The organism is Roseobacter sp. GAI101 (assembly GCF_000156335.1).
Taxonomy (GTDB): Bacteria; Pseudomonadota; Alphaproteobacteria; order Rhodobacterales; family Rhodobacteraceae; genus Sulfitobacter.
Genome location: NZ_DS999213.1, coordinates 1,774,272 through 1,789,879 on the forward strand (window position 1 = coordinate 1,774,272; position 15,608 = coordinate 1,789,879).

Consider the following 15,608-nt stretch of genomic DNA (forward strand, 5'->3'; position numbering starts at 1 on the left):
TCAATCCACGGAACCCATGCGATCAACAAAGATCCAGCCGCGTTCCTGCATCAAACCCCGACAGCTCTGATCTGATAATTCGCGAGACAGGTTTGGAAAGCTGCCCGCCGTGAGTTTCCAGTCGGCGCAAAGCGCTGTCACAGCCCAGGGGGCATCCTTTCAGCCAAAGCCACATAAAGTTTACCCATGCGGGCGGGGCCGTCTTAGACTGGCACGGCGTGACCTGACCGCAGTTTTTCAGCAATAAGGGAGGACATGCCAATGGCGTTCGACCAGATCCTGCCATCGCTGGAGTCTCTCGGCTTGTGGTCCTACTGGATCATCGGCCTCGCGGCGATGCTGGAGGCATTCTTTGTCACTGGCGTCTTCGTCCCCGGCACCCTGTTCGTAGACGCGGGTGGCATCTTGGTGCAGCAAGGTGCGATCGACTATTTTGATCTGGTCTGGTTCGTCGCGATCGGATCGATACTCGGCGGTGAGGCGGGCTACTGGACCGGGCGGATTGCGCGCCGCGGCCTCTCGACGCGCTGGCATTTGGAGCGATCGGAGTACTTCCAGAGGGCCGTTCGCCTGTTCGAGCGTCACGGGGGCTTTGCACTGGTCATCGGTCGGTTCCTCGGCCCCGTGTCGGGGTTGGTTCCACTTGCAGCCTCGGTTGCCGGCATGGATCGGCGCAAGTTCGTGCTTTGGAACATCCTCAGCGGGTTTCCCTACGCGCTCGGCCATATTGCCTTCGGCTACTTCCTCGGAGAGGCTGCGTCCAGTCTTGGACCGCTGATCACCCGTCTGGGTCTGCTTGCCATAGCAGTGCTTGTCTTGCTGGCTGCCCTTTGGTGGGGCGTCGCCCGTGTCATCCGCCTCATGCCGCTCGCAATATCCATCCTCGCCTCGATGGGGCGAGCTGTCATCAATCATCCCGATGTTCAGGGCTGGATTCAAAAATACCCTCGAACGTCGGCCTTCATCACCCGCAGGTTCGAGCGCACCAGCTTCTGGGGCCTGACCGCCACGCTCCTGCTCGGGGCGGCGCTTTATATCTTTGTGATTTGGATCGGCACGATCTTCGACTTCCTCATGCTGGACCCCATCGTGCTGGCCGATACGCACATAGCGCAGCTTGTCGACGCGTTCTGGACACGGGGTCTTTTGAAGGTATCTGCCCATATCACCAGCTTGGGAGACTGGAGAGTCGTGCTCCCCCTCGCCATCGCCGCAACCGCAGGATTGCTGGCGTGGCGGCGTTATGACCTTTTGCTCGGGCTTGGCGTTGCTCTGGTTGGCCAACTTGCGTCGGTCACGTTGCTCAAGCAGATATTCCACCGTCCACGGCCCGATCTTGGCTATTTCCTCGAGACGTCGGGCAGCTTTCCGTCCGATCATGCCGCCGTTTCGATAGCCTTCTACGGCTTTATCTTCTTCATCCTATGGCGCGTGAAAATCCTCAAGTCGCTGCCTGCTACCACCGCGACCGTGACGCTGGGATTTCTGGTTGGTCTCAGTCAGATCTACCTGATCGAACATTACCTGACCGACGTCATAAATGGCTGGCTGGTTGGGGCGCTGTGGCTGGTTATCGGGATCGCCGTTGCGCAATGGCGACAAGAATATCGCATGGCCAGACATCCGGACGCTGCCCCGCGACCGGCCCGGATGGCGGCAGTCGCGCTCATGGTACTGTTGGTTCTGGGTGCCATCTGGCAGATCATCACCTACGATCATGCCAGAAACGTCACCAGTCCGTCTGCCGCACGGTCCGTCTGGACCAACCAGCCCGCCGATTCCGGGACCGTCACCGGCTCGATCCCCCTGCGGCGATCAAGATCGGGACCGGGTCAAACGTTGGCAAGCGCCCCTTGGTCCTCTGATGGGAGGGCGCGGATTTTCGCTTTTCACGAAGCAGGGCACGGATCGAAAGCCCCTCCCGCGCCGATCCGAACGATCAGGCCCGCTTCTGGCCAGACCATTCCCTTTCCGACTAGGAAATGACGACGTCGCAGCCTGCATCTTTGGGCGGCTTCAGGGCAGTTTCACCTTACCTTCCTTCAATGCCTCGAAGCCGATGATCACATCCAGAAGCTCGGTTGTGATTTCGTCTTGGCGCACTCTGCGCGTTTCCGACATTAGGTCTTCCAATCGCGCGTCAACCGACTTTTCAGCCTGCTGCATCAACGCCAGACGGGCAGCATTCTCGGTCATCAGGGCCTCGGCAATGGCGCGGAACAGGGTGGCGAACAGGTGGCTTCGGACCAACGCCATGAAAAGAGCGTTGGCGGGCATCGAAAAGGACGGCCGGCTTCGCGACACCCAGGGCTTTGTCTGAAGGTCCGACAGCAACACGTCGTCAATCGGAAGAAGCGATGTGACGGCAGGGCTTTGCTTTTGCCGACCGTCTTGCGTGACATAGGCCAATGACACGGCAATTTCACGCGCCTGAGCCGTATTTCGAAGATGCTCAAGACGGCGTGTAAGAAGGTTTGCAAGCCGTCCTATCCCGTCGACAGATGCTGCGGGGAACAAGGTCTGGTCGACTGTGATGCGTTGATCGGCCAATGCGTCCGCCATCTGCGCCCCGACACACAAGACTCGTGGATGCGTCGCAGGGGTGCCGTTGATCTGATCCGAAACATGCCGGGCCAGCGCCTCGTTATAGTTACCGCACAACCCGTGATCCGATCCAAAAACAATCAGAATCTGCGGCGCCTTGCTTGGCGGCCTTTCCGGTATCGGGCCGAACGACGTCAGGAACGCGTGCAAGCCCTCCAGCACGGTTTCATGATACAGCTCGATTGCCCGGGCCGCGCGTTCATAGGGGGCCGCGTTGATGACCGACAAGGTTTTCATCGTGTGAACGACGCTGCGTATCCCGCGCATGCTGCCGGTCTGGCGGGCCAGCTTTTCAAGGGTTTGCGTCATCCGCCCCTCCGATGGTTTCGCGGGCTTTCTTGCCAAGGGCCACCATCCTGGCGCGATCCTCCTCCGCAAGGGGCGCATTTGCTGCAATCTGCTTGGCGATGTCACCCAGATCGCGGGCAGCGGCCTGTCGAAGCCGGGCCATCACTGACACGGTATCGCTGTCGTCCAACCCGTCGAATTGTCCTTCCATCGCAGCCACCAGAACGGCAAGCTGTTCCACAGCCGGGATGGGGTCGCGTTCCGGTTGCCGCAAGGACGCCCGCACCGCCGCCCCGCGTTTCAGGCGCGCGCGCGTGGCATCGTCAAGCCGCGTGCCAAAGCGGGCGAAATCCTCAAGCTCTTCGAATTGCGCCAAGGTTACGCGCAAGTTGCCCGACACGGCGCGGAATGCCTCGCTTTGCGCCTTGCCCCCGACACGGGACACCGAAACGCCAAGGTCGACCGCAGGGAACTGGTTCTTGCGCACAAGGCGTGGCGACAGATAGATTTGCCCGTCGGTGATCGAGATCAGATTGGTCGGAATGTACGCCGACAGGTTTTCAGCCTGCGTCTCGACAACCGGCAGAACCGTTATCGACCCGCCGCCCGCAGCATGGGTAAACTGCCCTGCCCGCTCCAGCAGCCTTGCGTGGATGTAGAAGATGTCTCCGGGAAACGCCTCGCGTCCGGGGGGGCGGCGCAGCAGCAACGACAGCTCGCGATAGGAGCGCGCATGATGGGTCAGATCGTCCAGCACGATCAGAACGTCCCTGGCCTGTGCCGCAAAGTATTCGGCCATGGTCATCGCCGCATAGGGGGCAACATAGGCCAGACCGGCCGCGTCTTCGTCCCCTGCGGACATGATGATGCTGCGTGCCATCATGCCACCGTCGCGAATGGCCCCGATCACCTTGGCCACCGCATCGCCACGTTGCCCGATGGCACAGTAGATGCAGATCACCTGGGTCGACTTCTGGTTCAGGATCGCATCCACGGCGATAGACGTCTTGCCGGTCTGACGATCGCCGATGATCAGCTCCCGCTGGCCCAGTCCCACTGGCACTGCCGCATCAACCACCTTGATCCCGGTGGCGAGTGGACGGGAAATTGCCCGTCTGTCGAGGATTTTCGGCGCTTCCGCCTCAACCGGGCGCAGAAAATCGGTCTGGATCACGCCTGCGCCATCTCGTGCATTTCCCAAGGCATCCACGACACGGCCCAGAAGGGCCGGCCCGACCTTGGCGCTGACGACCCTGTGGGTTCGGGTGACACTTTCGCCGACAGTCACTGCATCAGAAGCGCCCAGCAGCACAACGCCCAACCTGCCCGGTTCCAGGTCAAGGACAATGCCCTGCACACCGCTGGTGAAGTGCAGCAACTCGTCCGACAGTGCACGCTCCAGCCCTGAAACGACGACGATGCCGTCCGCCACTTCGACCACCTTGCCGATTTCGCTCAGGCGTGGTGCCGGGGATGGGGCAGCCAAGAGAGCGTCAATCAATGCCTTGGGGTGTGCGGTCGGATGAGGCGCTGCATCGGTCATTGGGCCGCCTCCTTCACATCAGCCTCTGCGGTCAGTTGCGCCGCCATCAGATCGGCCAGACTGTCGATGTACGCGTCCACGGTCCAATCAAGCTGTGCGCCGCCGACGCGCAGAATGATGCCGGGGGGTTGTTCGGCGTTCGTTTCGAACCGGACGACGACATCCGGAAACACCGCCTGCACGACGGTGGACAGATCATCCCTGGCAGGTTGTGGCAGCGCGTCGCGACTGGTGATCACAGCCGCCTTGCCGTCACCGGCAGCACTGCGCAGTTCATTGGTCATCGGTTCGATCCGCTTGGTAAGGTGATGCGCGATACGGCTTTCCAGCGTCTCGTCCGCCAGATCGGTCAACGCCTTGCGGGTCAGGGATAACAAGGCCTTGCCGCCCGCGCTTTGCAGTTTCGCGGTGTATTTCCGCGTCTCTTCGTCAAGATGCGCGTGCCAGGTCTCCCGCTCCTGCGCCATCCGTTTATGGGCCTCGACCAAAAGCGCGTCGCGCTGTTTCTCGGCCTCAAGGCGAACGGCATCCGCCATGTCCGATTGCCTGGTCTTCAACGTCTTGAGCTGTTCGCGGAATTCATTCTCGACCGCTTCCGCCTTCTCCTTCGCACGCCCGGCTTCTTGCATTCTCTGGGTGATCTCTGCTTCGCGCGCGTCGATCCCGTCCAGAATGGGACGGTACAAAAACCGCCGCAAAAGCCAGACAAGCACCAGGAAATTGGCGATCTGGGCCGCAACAGTGATCCAGTCGATCGACATGCGTCAGCTTCCTGTCGCCTTTGCGGCAGCGATGGCCGCGTTCCAGAACGGATTGGCAAACAGCAGGATCATCGCAACGACAAAGCAATAGATCGCCGTGGATTCGATCATGGCAAGGCTGACGAACAGGGTCCTTGAAATGCTGGACGCCGCGTCAGGCTGCTGTGCAATCGCGGTCAGCGCGGCAGAGGCTGTGCGCCCTTCCCCAAGGGCAGGCCCGATTGCCCCGAAACAGACCGTCAATCCGGCGGTAAGGATCGAGATGGCCGCGATAATGGCAAGGTCCGTCATGATATGTCCTCTTGAGGTTCGAGTTGGGGAGAAGGCGGTGCCGTCGCGCTGGAAATGTAGACAGTCGCCAAAACCGCAAAGATATAGGCCTGGATCATCCCGGTCAGCAGGCCCAGCACATCCATCACCACCGGAAAGAAAAATGGCGCGACACTCAGCAGGATTGCGGCGATCACCGCCCCGCTCATGATGTTGCCGTAAAGGCGGATCGCCAGGGAAATGCCGCGCGAAAACTCAGAGATGATGTTGAACGGCAGCATGATGAAAGATGGCTCGAGGTAGGTCTTGAGGTAGCCGCCGATCCCACGACTTGTTATCCCGAAAATCGGCACGGCGATCAGTACCGACAGCGCGAGCGCCGTGGTCGTGGAGAGCGACGCCGTCGGCGGCTGGAATCCCGGGACGACCAGCAGCAGGTTCGACATCGCGACAAAAAGGAACAGCGTGCCGGCGTAATACAGAAGATACCGGGACGGACCTTGCGCGATTTCTTCAATCTGGCCCTGTATGCGCTGCACGATGACCTCGAGCATGGTCCGCCAACGGTTTGGGGGCACATCCGGGCGCAGATTGCGGGTGATCAGGAAAGACGCCAAACCGAGTATGCCCATGACGATCCAAGTAAAGAACACGGTCGCATTTATCGCGATGCCCCACGCCGCGAAGATAATCGTCTGATCGGGTGAAAGGTTCATGGCTTTGGCCCTTCAACAGCGCCGGGTCGGGCAAATGTCGTGGCGATCGTTCGCGCAGAGAAAAAGGCAAGGGCAAAGCCTGCCAGCGCGAAGGGCCCACCGACCGCCACGGTGCCCCACCCAACCCCAAGCAGGGCGGCGATCCGCACCAAAGCGCTTAGCATCAGGACCCTGACCGGTCGGTCTGTCAGCAGGGCAAACCGCATACCTAGGGCAAGGCCCATGAAAAACACGGTGCTGGCGACGGTCCCGACGCAGAACCCCAGCAGACCTGCACTCCAATCCACACCCGTCATTTGTCATCCCCTTCCTTCTTGATCCACGACGCCGCGATAAAGGCCCCAAGCACGACGCCCACCAACATCAGGGCGATCGTCCAGGAAAAGCTTTGCGGGGCCACCCGGTCGAGCCAGAGCCCCAAAAACGCGCCGCCCACGGTCGGGACGGCAATCGACCAGCCGATCATGCCAAAGGTACCAATGCCCCGCAGCGGACTGGGCCCCGGATTGTCGCGTGCGGATTTCTTGCGCTGCGCATGGCGTGCGATGTCTTCCGCCGATTTGTCGGATTTGCGCGTCATGGGTGTGGCTTTCGCAATTCGGCAAACCGTCGGACCACGTCCGCCTCAAGCCGGGAAAAAGCCGAACGGGCCTGACGTTCGTCTTCGTCCATCTCGACGAATTTGGTCCGGACGGCGTCGTGCAATGTGCCAAGGTCGTCCCCCCGCACACCGCGCATGACCGCCGCGACCACCCGGTGGCCCTTCTTTACCAGCAGACCTTCGTCGATCCCGAAGATCGCCTCGGACCCGTCAGCCATCTGCAGCGTCATCACGGACGGCACCAGCGCGGTGACAAAATCAATGTGGTTCGGCAGAATGCCGATGGCTCCGTCCTGGGCCACGGCCGTCATGCGGGTCGCACGGCCTTCGAACAACGCACCCGTGGGAAGCCGTAGCGCAACGCTCATATCCAAGGCCATGCTCATGGTGCTGCCTCCTTGAGGTCGTCCAGCGCCCCGATCATGTAATAGGCGCTTTCGGGCAAATCGAACCGCGTTTGACCCAGGATCGCCTCGCAACCCGCCAGCGTGTCGGCAATCGGCACCAGTTTGCCAGACATTCCCGAGAAAGATTCTGTCGTGAAGAAAGGCTGTGTCAGGAACCTTTCCAGCCGTCGCGCGCGGGCCACGGTGGCCCGGTCCGCAGACGACAATTCCTCCAACCCCAACATCGCGATGATGTCGCGCAGTTCCTCGTATTCCGACAAGGTGCGGCGCACCGCACGCGCGATGTCATAGTGCCGCTGCCCCACAACGGCGGGCGTCAGCATCACTGACGCCGATGCCAGCGGATCGACCGACGGGTATAGCCCTTCGCTGGCGCGTTTTCGGGACAGGACAACCGACGCTGACAGGTGCGAGAAAATATGCGCCGCTGCCGGATCGGTGAAATCATCCGCCGGCACATAGACCGCCTGGATCGATGTGATGGCAGCCTGACTGGTCGAGGTGATCCGCTCCTCCAAGGCTGCCAGTTCCGTGGCCAGCGTAGGCTGATACCCGACGCGCGAAGGCATCCGGCCCATCAGGCCAGACACCTCGGACCCGGCTTGCACGAACCGAAAGATGTTGTCGATCAACAGCAACACGTCCTGCCCCAAATCGTCGCGAAAATACTCGGCCATCGTCAGGGCTGTATTACCGACAAGAAAGCGGACGCCCGGTGCTTCGTTCATCTGGCCGAACAGCATGACTGTCTTGTCGCGCACGCCAGCGTCACCGATTTCGCGGTACAGTTCTTCTGCCTCGCGCGAGCGTTCGCCTATCCCGCAAAACAGGCTGACACCTTTGTAGTGCTGGACCGTGTTGTTGATCAGTTCGGTGATCAGCACGGTTTTCCCGACCCCTGCCCCGCCGAAAAGCCCGGTCTTGCCGCCGCGTTCGATAGGCGACAAAAGATCGATTGCCTTAATCCCGGTTTCAAGGATTTGCGCGTGCAGCACCCGGTCGCTCAGCTGGGGCGGCGCTTGATGAATGGACCGCCGTTCGACGGCCTGCGGTGACGGTCGCCCGTCCATGGGCGCGCCGAACACATCCAGCATCCGGCCCAGAACGGCCTCTCCGACCGGGACCATGATCGGGCTGCCCGTCGCCCTGACCGCCATGCCAAGCCCGAGACCGCGCACCGGGGCCATCGCAATGGCCCGCACAAGACCTTCTCCGACGAGAGCGGCAACTTCGAGTGCGACGGTCCCCGCGAACAAAAGGTCGTGGATCTGCGGCACCGGTCCGTCGAAGGCAACATCGACCACGCCGCCGCGAATGGCCGCGATACGCCCGTCGGTCTTCGGCTTTGCGACAGCGATGGCATCCGCGGTCATGTCGCACCTGTTGCGCTGTTGGAGACGCATGCGCCATCGCCGAGACAATCCCCCAGACCGTAAGCGGCACCTTGCCGAACTCTGCCGGTTTCACGCTGAACCCCCAACATGTCGACTTGTCCCATGTCTTCCGATCCCTTGATGACGGGCTGCGTTACGGGGCACCGATCGCAAACAAACTGGCCACGAGGCCCCTCTGACGTTCGTCGTCTTGCGGCCCACATGGTCCTTTCGCGAAGGAGGACCTGCACCCAAGTGAGTACTGACAGGATATCCAATCGCCGGGTTGACCTGCGTCAATCGCCTCATGTGCCACGAGGGATGTAGGCTATTCCGGCAGCGCAGGGCATGCAGACGCCCTGCCTCGGGACCAATGATATTTAGATCGGGATCGCAAATCGGGATGGAAAAATTCAGTTGGTTTTAGCGGCCAATCATGCTTAAACCCCAGCATTACCTTGGCAATAAAGGCATTGCGCGCTGCTGCTTGGGTGAGCGGAGCCAATCTGCTCACAGGTCGGGTCTTGTTTGACCCAAAGCGTGCAACTGGCTCCATTCATATGTCATCAGGCGGCGCGCCGCCAAATCCGAAGGGTAAGCCATGCTACACAATGATAAACTTGAACAATGGGACCGCGAGAACTTCTTTCACCCCTCAACCCATCTTGCCGAATTCGCGCGGGGCAATATCCCGCAGCGGGTGATCAAGACCGCCTCGGGCGTCCACATCGAAGACCGTGACGGCAACCGGATGCTGGATGCTTTCGCCGGGCTGTATTGCGTGAACGTCGGCTATGGCCGCACCGAGATTGCAGAAGCCATCGCCGATCAGGCCAAGGAACTGGCCTATTACCATTCCTACGTCGGCCATGGCACCGAAGCGTCGATCACGCTTGCAAAGATGGTTCTGGACCGTGCGCCCGACCATATGTCCAAGGTGTATTTCGGTCTTTCAGGATCGGATGCAAACGAAACCAACATCAAGCTGATCTGGTACTACAACAACATCTTGGGCCGTCCCCAGAAGAAAAAGATCATCTCGCGCTGGCGGGGGTATCACGGGTCCGGCCTGATGACAGGATCGCTGACCGGGCTGGATCTTTTCCACAAGAAATTCGACCTGCCCTTGGCACAGGTCATCCACACCGAAGCGCCGTTCTATTTCCAGCGTAAAAATCTGGATCAAAGCGAAAGCGAATTCGTCGCCCATTGTGTGGCCGAGCTTGAGGCGATGATTCACGCCGAAGGGGCCGACACCATTGCCGCCTTTATCGGTGAACCCGTGCTGGGCACCGGTGGCATCGTGCCGCCGCCCGCAGGCTATTGGCCCGCCATCCAAGAGGTTCTGGACCGCCATGACATCCTCCTGGTCGCAGACGAGGTCGTAACCGGGTTTGGCCGCCTGGGCACGATGTTCGGATCTGATCACTATGGGATGCGCCCCGATCTGATCACCATCGCGAAGGGTTTGACATCGGCTTACGCGCCGCTTTCCGGGTCCATCGTATCCGAAAAAATGTGGGCGGTCCTGGAAAAGGGCACCGATGAAAACGGGCCAATCGGCCACGGTTGGACATATTCCGCGCACCCCATCGGTGCGGCTGCGGGCGTGGCAAATCTGGAATTGATCGACAAACTGGGGCTGGTGGAAAATGCGGGGACCGTTGGCGGCTATCTGAACACCCAGATGCGCGCAGCCCTTGCCGACCACCCTCATGTGGGCGACGTCCGTGGCGAAGGCATGCTTTGCGCGGTCGAATTCGTGGCAGATAAGGACAGCCGGACGTTCTATGACGCAAGCGACAAGATCGGACCGCAGGTTGCCGCCAAACTGCTTGAGCAAAACAACGTTATTGCGCGTGCCATGCCTCAAGGTGATATTCTGGGGTTCGCACCGCCGTTCTGCCTGTCCAAGCAAGAGGCCGACGAAGTTGTCGCCGCAACCCATCAGGCCGTGACGTCCGTTCTGGGCTGAATTCGATAGACCAAAGGCGATGGCCACGCAGCGCTGTATCTGAAATTTCGGACGATGCAGCGCCGCGTGGCTAAGCCGACATAAAGCTAGAATCTATCAGGAAGGCGGCCGGAGACAGGCCGTCTTTTGCCCCTCCGACTGTCGGGTTCAGAAAGTGTTGACCGCTCCGTTTTCGGATGAGCGGCACTGATGCCCTTCTCCTCTCCCCCCGGTTATGTGCCTTCTCCGTCGGCCCTCAATCACTCAGATCAACCACGCTTCTGTCAGTTCTGTCGTCGCCGCGATGCCTTGCAGATAGGCCAGTTCGACAGGGTCATTCGCACCCAGCCCGTCTGTATCGAACATCAGCCAGGAATCCCGGCTCGTGATCGCCTCAAGTCCCACAATGCCCTGCGCAATCGCCGCTGACACGCTAAAGCCGAAATCATCCAACATGTTCGACACCTCGATCATATCGCCCTGACGCAGCTTCATATCGCTAATGGTGTCGCCCGCATCATCCAGCGTATTGAAGACGAATACATCCGCACCGGACCCACCCAGCAGCATGTCCGCGCCCATCCCGCCAATCAGCCGGTCATTACCCGACCCAGCATTGAGAATGTCATCGCCCGCACCGCCATCAAGCAGGTCATCGCCGCTGTCGCCGTAAACCCTGTCATTCCCGGCATCGCCGGAAAGTACGTCATCACCGGTGGCCCCGCTGATATAGTCGTCTCCGTCGCCGCCAGTCACCGTGTCGTGCCCGGTTTCGGCATAAATCCTGTCAGTGCCGGCCCCGCCATCAATCTGATCTTCGCCCGCGCCGCCTTTGATGTAATCAGCCCCGTCGCCGCCGCTGACCGTATCATTTCCGCTGTCGGCGTAGATCCTGTCGGTGCCAGCCCCGCCATCGACCAGATCGTCACCCGAGCCCCCTGCGATGTAATCGTCGCCCTCGCCCCCCGCGACCGTATCGTTCCCGCTTTCCGCATAAATCTTGTCATTGTCGGCCCCGCCATCAATCTGATCGTCGCCAGCATCCCCTTTCAGGTAGTCATTGCCGCTGCCGCCCAGGATCGTGTCATCGCCGCTGTCGCCATAGATATTGTCGTTGCCCGCGTCCCCGCTGACCAGATCATTGTCCCTGCCCGCCTGGATATAGTCGTTGCCGTTCCCCCCCGAGATCACATCATTGCCAGCGTCGCCAAATATCTTGTCGTTGCCATCGCCGCCAAGGATACCGTCAGCGCCGCCATCACCGTCCAGATAATCATCGCCAGTGCCGCCGTCGATCATGTCATTGCCGTCACCCGCGCCGACGCGGTCGTTCCCGTCACCGCCGGAAATGATATCGCTGCCGCTGCGGGTCGTAATCTTGTCATTACCGCTGCCCCCGTCGACCGTGTTATCACCGTCGCCGCCATCCAGGATGTCATCGTCAGCCCCGCCATCAAGACTATCATTCCCCTCGCGGCCAAATAGCCGGTCCCGGCCATCGTTCCCGCGCAGGTCATCATCGCCAAGGTCGCCATAGACGATGTCATTGCCGTCACCGCCCGCAATCGTGTCATCGCCGTCCTGACCATATAGCGTATCGTTGCGGGCACCACCGTCCATCTGGTCATCACCGGCTTCACCACGCATCTGGTCGTTGCCGGCACCGCCCGCCAGCGTGTCATTGCCGGTACCACCGTACAGGCGGTCATTACCGTCATCGCCTTGGAGGATGTCGTCGCCATCGCCCCCATACAGCATGTCGATCCCGGTGCCGCCGATCAGCGCATCATTCCCCGCCATGCCATACAGGCGATCATTGCCGCCCATCCCGTAGATCAGATTATCCGACCCGTTGCCGGTGCCACGGTCGTTCTTGCTGCCAAGGATCAGGTTTTCGATGATTGTCCCGGCATCAATGATCAGCTTGTTGCTGCCGATACGCCCGGTCACGCCGCTGTTCAGATCTATGGTCGCTGCGTAGGTGACCAAGCTGAGATCCAGCACATCCGTGCCGCCATCGGTGTCGATGATGAACCCACCATCCCGGCTCCAGGTGGTCATCGTGGTGTTCGAAATCGTATAATTCGTGTCGACCGATCCGTTGGGGATCGGGCCGGTGCCTGGGCCCGTCGGCGCACCGCTGGCGTCGATGATGTCATAGACCGAACTTGTCGCCGCAACGCCGGAAAGAAAGGCAACCTGCACCGCCGACCCCGACCCGGCCCCATCGCTGTCAACCGACAGATAGGACCCGCCAGAAGTCGCCACCAGTGCCACGATCCCGTCGGCCACCGCATCCGTGCCCGTGTACCCGATAGAGGTCAGCAGATCGCGCAAATCAATCCGATCGCTTTGCGCCAATGAGAAATCGGTGACGGTATCGCCAGCCTCGTCCAGGGCGGCATAGACGAAACGGTCCGCCCCCACGCCGCCGGACAATATATCGCTGCCCTGACCGCCTATCAGGACATCATCCCCGCCATTGCCAAGAATGGTATCGTTGCCAGCGCCGCTTGAAATCCGGTTACCCGCGTCATTGCCGAAGATATAATCGTGGCCGCTGCCCGTCGTTGCGTTCTCGATCACGGTATTGCGCCCGATCGACAGGTTTCCGGTTCGGCCGTTGATGTTCGAATAGGTTTCGGCGCGCAGATCGAGCATCTGGTTGTGGGTGCGCGAGGTCAGGTTGATGACATCGGTGCCGCCATTATCGACGATTGCCACCGACCAGTTTGTTCCCAACTCCATGCCCCATTGGCCAGTGTTCGCGCTGTCGCCATAAATGCTGTCACCGGTCGCAACAGAGGTGGGTGCCCCGTAAAGCTTTTGGATCGCCGCAATATCGCCCAATTGCGCCGAGGCCAGAAACAACCTTGTGGCATTGGTGTTCGGATTTTCGTTCTGGTCAAAATAGGACATCACCGTGGTCTGCCAACTGTCATTGGCAAAATGGGCGTCGCTCGCAAAACTGGCGCTGCCATTATACATCCCGGAATGCCCCAAACCCAACGCATGGCCGATCTCGTGAATGAAGGTTTGCAGGTAATAGTCACCATAGCCCTGCCAACTGTCCGAGATATTGACCCGCGACTCGATGATCCTGGTCCCCATCGTGGTGGAACTGTTATAGGCACCTGAATTTGCAGAACTGAAAACGATGTCGGCGCTGCTGCCTTGCACGAACTTCAGACCGCTGACCGCAGTCCAGGCGTCCAGCGCGCGCAGCGCCGTCGTCTCGGCCACGGTACCCAGCGCGCGCAGATCAACCGTCAACGTATCGCCGGTCTGCACGTCAAAAGACCGCTGCGACATGTTGTTATCCTGCCAGAAACCGACCGTCAGATAATCCGCAATCTGATCAATGGAGTAAACCGGCAGCGTGGCATTGATCTGCGTCGTGGTTCCGGACGTGACGCTGGCCATCGTATCCAGACTGCGGATCCCATGGGTGTCATATGTTGTCAAATTCGGCTTCAGGGTTTGGCACATCATACACATAATCAGGTCACTTTTATTAAATTCGGGTCATGCTGACCGTTGAAATCACTGCAGCCATGCAGCGTCGCCGTGCGACTGCTTCACGGGAATGGGGATAAGGTGCGCCGCACAGGATGGATCATGCGCCCGAAATATGGCGCATGTTTCGGGGCCGGGAATGGACCTTGGCATTGCAGTTGTGATCGCATCCACCAGATCGCGAAATTTGTCATTCGACATCAAAGTCAAACAACACCAAGCCAAGGAGGGGGATTTGAAAACCATCAGAACACCAGCAATCGAGTTTCCGGATTTTCCGGTTCAAGACGCAGGTCATTCTGACGCGATCCCCATGCAATCTCCGATCATCAAGGAATTAGCTTGGCCAAAATGTGTCAAATTAAAGACCTGATTTCCGGAGGGCCCGGCCATGGGCAATTGATCAAGCACCCCAGCTTTTCGTTCAAAATGGCTTTGCATTGCCAGCGATGATCGGCAAATATGTGACAAGCCCGCAGAACTGCTGCGGCATGTGCATGTCTTTTTGGCCGGCCCTTCCGAAATAACCCCCACCCCTCGGAGAGAAGGTGCCGATATCTTGATCATAAACAGCCGGTTAGCGTTGCTTTCCTTCCAGCATTCAGATCACAGGAATGCACGCTTGGGGTTTGCCGCATGACCCAGCAAAGCCGTGCAATCCTACTGATGTTGGGCGCGATTTTCTGCTTTTCAATCATGGACGCCACCGTCAAGGCCGTGGCCCCCAGCGTTGGCGTTCTTCCGGCACTTTGGGCCCGCTATGCAGGACAGATGCTTTTGGTCTTCATCCTTGTGCTCCCGCGTCTGAAACACGTGGTCCGCACACGGTATCCGGGGCTGCAGTTTCTGCGCTCCATCCTGTTGATGAGCGCGACCGCCTTCTTTTTCACGGGGTTAACCCTGATCCCGCTGACCGATGCTGCGGCACTGATGTCCACCAACCCCGTTCTGATCACCCTGGGTGCCGCGCTCTTTCTTGGCGAAGCCCTTGGCGTACGGCGCGTTACGGGCATTGCTGTGGCGCTGGTTGGCGCGATGATCGTGATACGTCCCGGCAGTGACGTGTTCAGCCTGTCCGCGCTGCTGCCACTGGCTGCGGCCGCCTGTTATTCCGGCTACGCGTTGCTGACCCGCCATGTCGGTGCCGACGAAGACATCTGGACGTCGCTTTTCTATACCGGATTGGTTGGGACCGTAATTTTGAGTCTGGCGGTTCCCTTCAGGTGGCAATCACCGGACATGGCCAGCGTTGGCCTGATGATCGTCATCGCGCTGGCGGGAACCCTTGGGCAGCTCGCCTTGATCAGGGCATTTTCACAAGGCGAGGCCGCGATATTGGCCCCCTATTCTTATGCCGGGCTGGCTTTCGCAGCATTTTGGGGGCTGGTATTCTTTGGCGAAACACCGGATTTCTGGACTGTCTTCGGCAGCCTCGTGATCGCGGGGGCCGGTCTTTATGTCTGGCACCGTGAAACCTACGCCAAGCGCGCGTATTCCCCTTCGTCATCAAAGGTTGAAATGCCGACCTTCAAACGATGACTTTTTGCCGCCACCAAGCCGCGTCACTTTCGGTAG

14 protein-coding genes are annotated in these 15,608 nt (G+C 59.8%); 4 read left to right on the forward strand and 10 right to left on the reverse strand.

Translation table 11 applies throughout. The features are described from left to right. Positions 1–261 precede the first annotated feature (261 nt). A complete protein-coding gene (locus tag RGAI101_RS08305) occupies positions 262–1,986 on the forward strand; it encodes a bifunctional DedA family/phosphatase PAP2 family protein (RefSeq protein WP_008227471.1) in 1,725 nt (574 codons plus the stop codon). 30 nt (positions 1,987–2,016) lie between these two features. Here the strand turns inward: RGAI101_RS08305 and RGAI101_RS08310 are convergent, their stop codons facing one another. The 9 genes from RGAI101_RS08310 to atpD are packed head-to-tail and all read right to left on the reverse strand — an operon-like array spanning position 2,017 to position 8,563. Next, the gene (locus RGAI101_RS08310) at positions 2,017–2,913 is read right to left on the reverse strand and encodes a F0F1 ATP synthase subunit gamma (RefSeq protein WP_008227521.1); all 897 of its coding nucleotides are present in this window, start codon (positions 2,911–2,913) and stop codon (positions 2,017–2,019) included. Continuing rightward, on the reverse strand, positions 2,897–4,435 hold the full coding sequence (locus RGAI101_RS08315) for a F0F1 ATP synthase subunit alpha (protein ID WP_008225475.1): 1,539 nt from the start codon (positions 4,433–4,435) through the stop codon (positions 2,897–2,899). Before RGAI101_RS08315 ends, RGAI101_RS08310 begins: the two co-directional genes overlap by 17 nt. Beyond that, positions 4,432–5,196 (reverse strand): F0F1 ATP synthase subunit B family protein, encoded by a 765-nt coding sequence (locus RGAI101_RS08320; RefSeq protein ID WP_037227762.1) that lies wholly within the window; start codon positions 5,194–5,196, stop codon positions 4,432–4,434. The genes RGAI101_RS08315 and RGAI101_RS08320 overlap by 4 nt, the downstream gene beginning before the upstream one ends. Before the next feature lie 3 nt (positions 5,197–5,199). Then, positions 5,200–5,487 carry a F0F1 ATP synthase subunit C gene (locus RGAI101_RS08325; RefSeq protein ID WP_008228765.1) on the reverse strand — a complete coding sequence of 96 codons (288 nt, stop codon included), beginning with the start codon at positions 5,485–5,487 and terminating at the stop codon, positions 5,200–5,202. After that, entirely contained in the window at positions 5,484–6,182 is a 699-nt protein-coding gene (locus RGAI101_RS08330; RefSeq protein ID WP_008228426.1) for a F0F1 ATP synthase subunit A, read from the reverse strand. The genes RGAI101_RS08325 and RGAI101_RS08330 overlap by 4 nt, the downstream gene beginning before the upstream one ends. Beyond that, on the reverse strand, positions 6,179–6,478 hold the full coding sequence (locus RGAI101_RS08335) for a hypothetical protein (RefSeq protein ID WP_037227764.1): 300 nt from the start codon (positions 6,476–6,478) through the stop codon (positions 6,179–6,181). Before RGAI101_RS08335 ends, RGAI101_RS08330 begins: the two co-directional genes overlap by 4 nt. Further along, positions 6,475–6,762 (reverse strand): AtpZ/AtpI family protein, encoded by a 288-nt coding sequence (locus RGAI101_RS08340; RefSeq protein ID WP_008228279.1) that lies wholly within the window; start codon positions 6,760–6,762, stop codon positions 6,475–6,477. The genes RGAI101_RS08335 and RGAI101_RS08340 overlap by 4 nt, the downstream gene beginning before the upstream one ends. Continuing rightward, the gene (locus RGAI101_RS08345) at positions 6,759–7,169 is read right to left on the reverse strand and encodes an ATPase (RefSeq protein ID WP_037227766.1); all 411 of its coding nucleotides are present in this window, start codon (positions 7,167–7,169) and stop codon (positions 6,759–6,761) included. Before RGAI101_RS08345 ends, RGAI101_RS08340 begins: the two co-directional genes overlap by 4 nt. Next, on the reverse strand, positions 7,166–8,563 hold the full coding sequence (atpD, locus tag RGAI101_RS08350; RefSeq protein WP_008228719.1) for a F0F1 ATP synthase subunit beta: 1,398 nt from the start codon (positions 8,561–8,563) through the stop codon (positions 7,166–7,168). Before atpD ends, RGAI101_RS08345 begins: the two co-directional genes overlap by 4 nt. A gap of 601 nt (positions 8,564–9,164) precedes the next feature. Between atpD and RGAI101_RS08355 the strand changes: the two genes are divergently transcribed. Further along, the gene (locus tag RGAI101_RS08355; RefSeq protein ID WP_008226149.1) at positions 9,165–10,538 is read left to right on the forward strand and encodes an aspartate aminotransferase family protein; all 1,374 of its coding nucleotides are present in this window, start codon (positions 9,165–9,167) and stop codon (positions 10,536–10,538) included. A gap of 243 nt (positions 10,539–10,781) precedes the next feature. On the opposite strand, the gene RGAI101_RS22560 is transcribed toward RGAI101_RS08355, so the two are convergent. Beyond that, positions 10,782–13,982, reverse strand: a complete 3,201-nt coding sequence (locus RGAI101_RS22560) for a M10 family metallopeptidase C-terminal domain-containing protein (protein WP_198133687.1) — start codon at positions 13,980–13,982, stop codon at positions 10,782–10,784. 190 nt (positions 13,983–14,172) lie between these two features. Between RGAI101_RS22560 and RGAI101_RS08365 the strand changes: the two genes are divergently transcribed. Both RGAI101_RS08365 and RGAI101_RS08370 read left to right on the forward strand, forming a co-directional pair. After that, positions 14,173–14,406, forward strand: coding sequence for a hypothetical protein (locus tag RGAI101_RS08365; protein WP_198133688.1), 234 nt, complete (start codon positions 14,173–14,175; stop codon positions 14,404–14,406). A gap of 263 nt (positions 14,407–14,669) precedes the next feature. Then, positions 14,670–15,572: a DMT family transporter gene (locus tag RGAI101_RS08370; protein ID WP_008228113.1), complete on the forward strand. Its 903-nt coding sequence runs from the start codon at positions 14,670–14,672 to the stop codon at positions 15,570–15,572. Positions 15,573–15,608: the final 36 nt, after the last annotated feature.